The sequence below is a fragment of the Chroococcidiopsis sp. genome, assembly GCF_051657925.1.
In the GTDB taxonomy this organism is placed as follows: domain Bacteria; phylum Cyanobacteriota; class Cyanobacteriia; order Cyanobacteriales; family Chroococcidiopsidaceae; genus Chroococcidiopsis.
In genome coordinates, this window is record NZ_JBOFLP010000203.1 from 1 (window position 1) to 7,441 (window position 7,441).

The following is a 7,441-nucleotide window of genomic DNA, read 5'->3' on the forward strand; positions in this document are numbered from 1 at the left end:
AAGGCAGCGGCGGGAATGCTGCGATAATCAATTTGACGCTGGCGATCGCAAATATTTTCGACTGCAACAATTCCTTGAGCGGATGCTGCATGAGCTAACATCATTTTCCCTGTCGCGTCTCCAATTGCCCACAAGTGAGGTACGGATTCGCCGCCAGATAATACAGCCATGCTGTCATTGACGGGAATATAACCACGGCGATCGAGTTCCGCGCCTACAGATTCTAAACCCAAATCCTTTGTGGCGGGAATGCGTCCGGTGGCAACTAAGCAGCCGTCTACTTCCAGCGTATCGACATATTCTTTCGTTTTAAAATTCGCCAGTTCGATGACAACTGGGGAGCCAGGGATAACTTTCTTGGCGTAAATGCCTACATAAGTTTCAATGTCGCGGGGAGTAATTAAAACTCGTTCGGCAATTTTAGCAATATCGCGATCGAACCCTGGCATTAATTGGTCTAGGGCTTCAATCATGGTAATTTCGCAGCCTAAAGCCGAGTAAACATCGGAGAATTCTAAGCCGATGTAGCCGCTACCAATAATTGCTACCCACTGAGGTAAGGATTCTAACTTAACGGCTTGGTCGCTGGTAAATACAGTTTTGCCATCAATTTCAATTCCTGGGGGTACGAAAGGCACGGAACCAGGAGCGAGAATAATATCTTTAGCAGTAATCGTTTTGTCGCCGCTATCGCTAGTCACCGTGACTTTCTGCTGTCCCGCAACTTTTCCCCTACCGCGAATCGTGTCAACTCCCACACGTTTGAGGCTATTTGTCAAGTCACCTTGCAGCTTACTGACCAAATTTAATGCATGATTGGCGATCGCCTGACGGTCGAACCCAACATTTTCTACCTGAATACCCAATGCTTTCAAATGGTGTGCATCGCGCAATTCCCGCACTCGTCCCGATGCTGCCAACAGTGCTTTAGAGGGAATGCAACCGCGATTGACACAGGTTCCGCCCATGTCAGCTGCTTCAATAATGGCTGTCTTTAAGCCACAACTGACGGCGTGTAAGGCAGCTCCATGTCCGCCTACCCCAGCGCCAATAATTACTAAATCGTAATCGAATCCCTGACTCACCGAAGTCTCCTCGTGCTTGTTGCTTTTCTTATTCTCTGATTGAGATCGCTTTTAGTGCAAGTTTCTTCTGAAGTCGGGAGTCGGGAGTCGGGAGTTGGGAGTAACTGATAACTGGTCACTGGTCTCTCTATGAGCTACCTCAAAGACAACATCATGTATTTCTGGCAAATTGGTAACGTGATGAGTTGAGAGGAAGACATAGAAATCCTACCTCATCTCAAGAAGTTTTAGTTGTCTTTTAGATTTGAAATGATGCAGCCTACTTTAGAAACATTTGCCCAACACTTAGCTCTGCCCCTCACCCGTTTAGAAGCTTTACTCTCCCAGTCTCTTACTGAATGTCTAAATTCTCCCGAACTACAACAACAGTTAAATAGCTTAGATGTTTCGTTACTAAAGCAAACTTTACCGATCGCTGGTAGCGTTTTAGCCGAGCGATTACCTCCTTTTTATCACTGGTTGCAAACAGAGTTGGGTGTGAAGCGCGTTCCCGATAGTCCAGAGCATACAACACAATGGGTCATTGGTTTTGTCAATAATCAAGAAAGCCTCACGCGCTTAGTAGAACTTCATCGTCCGGTTCCGCGTTTGGCGATGGAACGTTCTGTTCCTTCTCTGGTAGGAATGTTTGAAGGTGTGGAAGATTTGCAGGTTAGGCAAGAGTGGCAAAAAGCTATATCGGCTCTTTGTTTGGTACTGGTTGTTGCAGCGCGTGAAGCTGAACGATGTGTGAGTGTATAGGCTCAGATCGACTGATAGCATTTTGTTAACACTGCACCACGGAAGATCCCCCAGCCCCTCTTAAAAAGGGGGGCTATGAATCGTATTATGCACAGATCCAAAACCCGCGCAGGCGGCTTTCTTTTGTGTAGTCGCGAATTCTATTCGCCAATTTGCGATCGCAATACTTTTTCTACTTGTCTTGGTGCATTCATCTGAGTAAATAGCTGAAGCGATCGCTCTAAATTTTGCTTCCCATGTTCAAACTCTTTCATACTTTTATAAGTTGAACCTAACTGAAAATAAGCCTCGGCTAGATCGCATTTCGCACCAATTTGCTCTAAAATTTCGATTGCTTCTACATGTTTATTTAGAGCTGATTTAAATAAAGATTGCTGGCGATCGCTCTCTGCAAGTCCGTTTAGTGTTTTTGCTTTAATTTGTAGATAATGGCTTTTTTCGGCATCAGCTAAGGAAAGAAAAAACATCTCTTGCGCTTTTTGTCTATTACCTAAATTGACATAAGTTTGACCGAGGATTTGAACAAAATAAGCAAAGCTTCCACTTTGTTTATTTAACTCAGACATAATCGAGTCATAAATCGGTTCGGCTAGGTTATACGCTGTTTGATGCACACCTAAATAAGAATTGACTAAAGCTAAACATACGCTAGCTTTTTCTGCCCAGCGATGATGAGTTGTATTTTGAGCTAGATCTATGACTTGCTGAAATAATTCGGCTGCTGTCTCTAATTCCCACAAATCTATATTGTACAATCCCATACTGAGTAAGGAATCTACCTCTAGCATTTTTAAGTAATATAATTTGTAGCGATCGCCTTGACTAAACTCTAAAGGTTTCAATGATTGAGTTGCTAGATTGATGGTTTTCTCTTGACATTCTATCGCTGCGTGAATTTTACCAGCAGTCCAATATAAATCTCCTAAAATATTATATAATTCTCCCAAACAAAGAGTGGATTGTACATTTTGGAGAATTTGAGTTATCGCCCCCAAAACGGGTTGAATTAAACCCATTCTATACAACGTTCCACCCAGAAGCAAAAACTGTCCCCATTGATTATTTCTACTTTTAAGAATAACTCTAGCTGCTAATTCAAAATCGTTAATTTCGACATAGTGATAGTATGCTTCCAGAGCTTGTAAAGCATCTTGTATGGTGTCAATTGTTACTACGCTATCCGTCCAAAATTCTGCGGCTTTACAATTCACAACTATCCATTCATCGCTAGCACGTAACCTCGCGATCGCCTCAGCACGAATTGCTGGATGCAGCCAGTATTTCCCCTGTTGAAATTCAACTAAACAGCGATCGCGTAAAGCTGTAATAATTTGTCGTTGCTGTTGAGGTGGTACGTCCCACAATAAATTTAAAATTCCTTGGGTAGGAATCTTTGCCACATCTTGGTAGCGATAACATCCCAGGCGACACAATAAGCGGTAGGCTGGCAGATCGAGTGTTTGCAAGCGGTGAAATTGACTGGCAATTAAATTTTTCAAATCGGTGACAGCCAAGGGATCGGCATGGTTTTCTTGCCAATACGCGATCGCATCACCTGCAAAATCTGCTTGAATTGTACCGCAAAGAATTCCCATAACTTTAGCGTTACCACCATAGGCTTGATGCATCTGTTGGATTGTTGGTAAGTCAATCGCAATTTGACGGTAACTGTAATATTCTTGCCATGCCTGAAGATCTAAACCAGGTAAACGGTAGTGTTCTACATTTAAACTTGGTTCGCACAGGCGATCGCGACTTGTAATCAAAGTGACGGATTGTACTTTCGAGTCAGTTAAAATGCGAAATAACTCCACATAGCTACGATGAGACGCGATTAAACGTCCTTGGCGATCTAATGCAGGTTCTAAGTTATCGATTAACACCCCTATCCGTCGCATTTGTAAATGGCGTTTGAGTCTATCTAAAGTTACGCCAAATTCTAAACCTGGTTCCTCTTGTAAGTCTTGTTTCAACCACTCTTCTACAACTCGTTCAGCAGAAGTCAAGTTCTGCGTTTCCTTTGCTACTAGCAGTTCTAGCACCACTTCAAAATTTTGAGTTTGCAAGTATTGCTGTGCTAGGGTTGTTTTTCCCAATCCGCCTTCACCCTGAATGACGATCGCCTTACTATCCAAACTTACCAGGCGATCGAGGTGCGCGATCGCTTCGGTTCTGCCGACGAAATTTGGCTTGGCGTGCAGATCCCCCCAACCTCCCTTCACTAGGGGGGCTGAAATTGACAGATTTCCTTTATCTTTTGATGTATGCAGATATCGTTCTAAAACAGCACGACAGTTAATTTTATTAATCTTCTCTCCCAAAGTTTGAGACAGTACGCGCCACAGATGAGAACCAACATCTTTAACGTGTCCTTCTGTATAGCCGCAGTAGGCTGCAATTTCAGGATATTTGCGTCCCTGCCAAACCTGCTGAAGAATATGTTTTTGTAGAGAATTTAACCCTTCGCCAGTTTTGGTCAATATGAGATTATCCACCCATGCCAATGCTGTTTCACCATCCATAGGTTGCTGAGGATGAAAGCCATACTTAGTATAACTTGTCACAGTAAAAGGAGACACGAAACAGAAAATAGGAGACACGAAACAGAATTTAAAAATTCAAATATCTCTGGTTTTTCATCAACTTACCCTGACAAATTTTATAGCAAAGCGCGAGAAGGTTCAGACCTCAAAGTCAACTCTCACCTTTGAAACGCAAGGTTTTTCCTTCCGCCTTCTGCCCTCTGCCCTCTGCTTCTGCTATCTAAATGAATTAGCCAAAATTCATGTTTGGTAGTTTAAGGTACATTAACTTATTTAGATTTATGCATCATTCCGTCCTCAGATAGACTCAAATGAGAAAAATGGCTGATATTGTAATGAATGTAAAGGATAAATCGTTCATCTCTCCAGTGGAGGGACGGAAGTAGAGAAAAACTCTCGAAGGAACGCGCCTCATTCGTAACACAACAACAAGAAAGAGGCGAATATGAAATCTAACAATATTGGTATTCAATCTAACTCCGATCGCGTGTCTGTTTCTGCGCAAGCAAGATTGTTAATGAGTTTGAATCGTCAGAAGCAACACAACCGCCAGCAGTCCATGCTACAACGCACAGCATCAGAAGTAGGTACTGAAGGCTAGAAAAAGATCGAAGCAAGGAGCAAATAATCTCATGAATGCAAGTAGAAAGCCAAGCTACAAAGAGGTAGCAAGAGTTCATCGCTCGAATATTTTGGAAAGCTTAGAACGGCGCTTGCAAGCTGCCAGAGCCAAGGGCGACGATCGCTTGACTTCCCAATTGGAAGCAGAACTGAAGTACTACCAATAAGTGCTAGCTAATTAAGTTTAGTTAAAGTGGGGGATGCGATCGATGCATCCCCCATTTGCGATCGCAAGTCACAAGTCAGAAACCATATTTTTTTCCCTGCTCCCTGCTCCCTGCTCCCTGCTCCCTAAATGGGGTAAACTCAGGGTGATAGTAGCAGCTTTTGTGTCATATGGATTTAGACCGACAAATTAAAGTCCTGATTGACGAAGCGCCTCAAGATGGCGTGACTCCGCAAGTTGTTGCTGCTGTCGCTCCCGTATTAGTACTGCTTGCTGGCAGGCTGCGCCATTTAGAATACTATATTTTGCAAAACTTAAATCAAGACTGGGTAGTCACTACGTTAAGCGATCGCGCTAACCCAAAAGTGACCAAGCGTGTTATCTATGCTTTCCCCACACTTGCAGATGTTTCAGCTGTAGCAGTCTCGGAACAAGACCCGGAAATTGTTGCTTCACCCTTACCCGTCACTCACATATTATTTCAGCTTTTTGCTCTTGAAACGGTAGACAGTATCATTTTCTTCGATACCCCAGGAGAGCTAAATCGGGGAACGGAGATTCAACGGGGAGAATTGCAGAAGTTAATAAAGCTGCAAATGCAATCGCGATCGACTCCTGCTAGTCCTTTCAATCAAATTCCTCCCGATATTGCTTGAGCGATCCTCGTAGAGTGGTATTCTGCTAACGAGAAGTAGAATTACACTAATGAACGCAAATAGATTTTGCCTCTACTTTGGTTTACTAGCCCTTGTCTTCAGTACCATCGTATCTCCAACTGTAGGACAAGAGCGAGTTGCACCAGTAATTAGCAACGATCGCGCGGTTCGCAAAGCTGTACGCACTCAAAAGTATATGGCAGTGGCAGCTCACCCGTTAGCAGCGGCAGCAGGTAGTGAGATTCTGCAGCGGGGAGGTAGTGCTGTTGATGCAGCGATCGCCATTCAAATGGTACTGGGTTTAGTTGAGCCGCAGTATTCTGGAATCGGTGGCGGGGCTTTTTTGACTTATTATGATGCCAAACGCAAACAAGTTCGCACTTATGACGGTCGCGAAACGGCTCCAGCGGCTGCTCGACCGGATCGTTTTCTGAATACAGATGGCAAGCCACTCCAATTTTACGATGCGGTTGTAGGTGGAAAGTCTGTCGGCGTACCTGGAGTAGTTAGGATGCTGGAAATGGTACACAAGGCACATGGTAAGTTGCCTTGGCGAGAACTATTTCAACCCGCAATTCAACTGGCGCAGCAAGGCTTTCCAATCTCGCCTCTATTGTACGATCGCCTCAGTAAAGAAAAGTATTTACCAAGCCTAGAACCAGCTCGCAGCTATTTCTATCAAGCGAATGGCACGCCTAAACCTGTGGGGACAATTCTCGTCAATCGTCCTTATGCTGAGGTATTGAGCCGGATTGCTAATTTTGGTGCTGATGCCTTTTATCGGGGTGAAATTGCCAGAGACATTGCGAATACAGTCCAAAAAGCTACCGTAGCAGGCGACTTAACAACTGACGATTTAGCCACATACCAGGCAAAAGAGCGATCGCCTGTATGTGGAGTTTACCGAGTTTACAAAATATGCAGTATGGGACCACCTAGTTCTGGTGGTTTAACCGTGTTGCAAATTCTCGGTATGCTGGAAAACTTCCAATTATCCACCCTCAAACCAGAATCAACCCAAGCAGTTCATTTATTTGCCGAAGCAGGACGGCTAGCTTATGCCGACCGAGGATTATATATGGCTGATGCTGATTTCGTTCCCGTACCAGTCAATGAACTGATCGATCCTGAATATTTAAATAATCGCGCCAAGCTCATTAATCCTCAACGCGCCTTAACCGATGCCGAACCAGGCGAATTGCGATCGAAGCAAAAGTTAGTCTGGGGACAAGATAATGCGATCGAATTTCCCTCAACCAGCCACACAACAATTATCGATCGCAATGGCAACTCAGTCTCTATGACCACCAGTATTGAAGACACTTTTGGCTCTAGATTGATGGTACGGGGCTTTTTACTCAACAATCAACTCACAGATTTCTCTTTTTCACCCACAACACCCGATGGAAAAGCGATCGCCAATCGGGTAGAACCGAGAAAGCGCCCTAGAAGTTCGATGGCTCCCACTATGGTATTCGATCGCCAGGGTAAGCTTGTGATGGCGGTTGGTTCGGCTGGCGGCGCTCGAATTATCAACTACGTCGCGCAAGCATTAATTGCCGTTTTAGACTGGAAATTAGACAGCCAACAAGCAATATCGCTGCCTCATTATGGCAATCGCGACGGTGC

Annotated in this window: 7 protein-coding genes and 1 riboswitch; of the genes, 5 read left to right on the top strand and 2 right to left on the bottom strand. The window is 44.3% G+C overall.

Annotation, left to right across the window (positions count from 1 at the left end; all coding sequences use genetic code 11):
- Positions 1 to 1,085 (bottom strand): dihydrolipoyl dehydrogenase (locus ACRC32_RS16260; RefSeq protein ID WP_438554947.1); only part of this gene is annotated, 1,085 nt, incomplete at its 3' end.
- Positions 1,086 to 1,337: 252 nt separating this feature from the next.
- Between ACRC32_RS16260 and ACRC32_RS16265 the strand changes: the two genes are divergently transcribed.
- Positions 1,338 to 1,826 (top strand): hypothetical protein, encoded by a 489-nt coding sequence (locus tag ACRC32_RS16265; RefSeq protein WP_438554950.1) that lies wholly within the window; start codon positions 1,338 to 1,340, stop codon positions 1,824 to 1,826.
- A gap of 140 nt (positions 1,827 to 1,966) precedes the next feature.
- On the opposite strand, the gene ACRC32_RS16270 is transcribed toward ACRC32_RS16265, so the two are convergent.
- Positions 1,967 to 4,348 carry an NB-ARC domain-containing protein gene (locus ACRC32_RS16270; RefSeq protein WP_438554951.1) on the bottom strand — a complete coding sequence of 794 codons (2,382 nt, stop codon included), beginning with the start codon at positions 4,346 to 4,348 and terminating at the stop codon, positions 1,967 to 1,969.
- A gap of 373 nt (positions 4,349 to 4,721) precedes the next feature.
- A riboswitch (Glutamine riboswitch) is annotated at positions 4,722 to 4,780 on the top strand.
- A gap of 34 nt (positions 4,781 to 4,814) precedes the next feature.
- Between ACRC32_RS16270 and ACRC32_RS16275 the strand changes: the two genes are divergently transcribed.
- The 4 genes from ACRC32_RS16275 to ggt all read left to right on the top strand — a co-directional run.
- On the top strand, positions 4,815 to 4,970 hold the full coding sequence (locus tag ACRC32_RS16275; protein WP_015154902.1) for a hypothetical protein: 156 nt from the start codon (positions 4,815 to 4,817) through the stop codon (positions 4,968 to 4,970).
- 31 nt (positions 4,971 to 5,001) lie between these two features.
- Positions 5,002 to 5,157 (top strand): arginine synthesis PII-interacting regulator PirA, encoded by a 156-nt coding sequence (pirA, locus tag ACRC32_RS16280; protein ID WP_015154903.1) that lies wholly within the window; start codon positions 5,002 to 5,004, stop codon positions 5,155 to 5,157.
- A 169-nt stretch (positions 5,158 to 5,326) separates the two neighbouring features.
- The gene (locus ACRC32_RS16285; RefSeq protein WP_438554948.1) at positions 5,327 to 5,812 is read left to right on the top strand and encodes a hypothetical protein; all 486 of its coding nucleotides are present in this window, start codon (positions 5,327 to 5,329) and stop codon (positions 5,810 to 5,812) included.
- 49 nt (positions 5,813 to 5,861) lie between these two features.
- On the top strand, positions 5,862 to 7,441 hold a 1,580-nt coding region (ggt, locus tag ACRC32_RS16290; RefSeq protein WP_438554949.1), incomplete at its 3' end, for a gamma-glutamyltransferase.

Bases quoted from the DNA above. Each gene is read 5' to 3' on its own strand.
- ACRC32_RS16265 (WP_438554950.1), top strand. From the start codon at position 1,338: ATGCAGCCTACTTTAGAAACATTTGCCCAACACTTAGCTCTGCCCCTC.
- ACRC32_RS16275 (WP_015154902.1), top strand. From the start codon at position 4,815: ATGAAATCTAACAATATTGGTATTCAATCTAACTCCGATCGCGTGTCT.
- ACRC32_RS16270 (WP_438554951.1), bottom strand. From the start codon at position 4,348: ATGGATGGTGAAACAGCATTGGCATGGGTGGATAATCTCATATTGACC.
- pirA (WP_015154903.1), top strand. From the start codon at position 5,002: ATGAATGCAAGTAGAAAGCCAAGCTACAAAGAGGTAGCAAGAGTTCAT.
- ACRC32_RS16285 (WP_438554948.1), top strand. From the start codon at position 5,327: ATGGATTTAGACCGACAAATTAAAGTCCTGATTGACGAAGCGCCTCAA.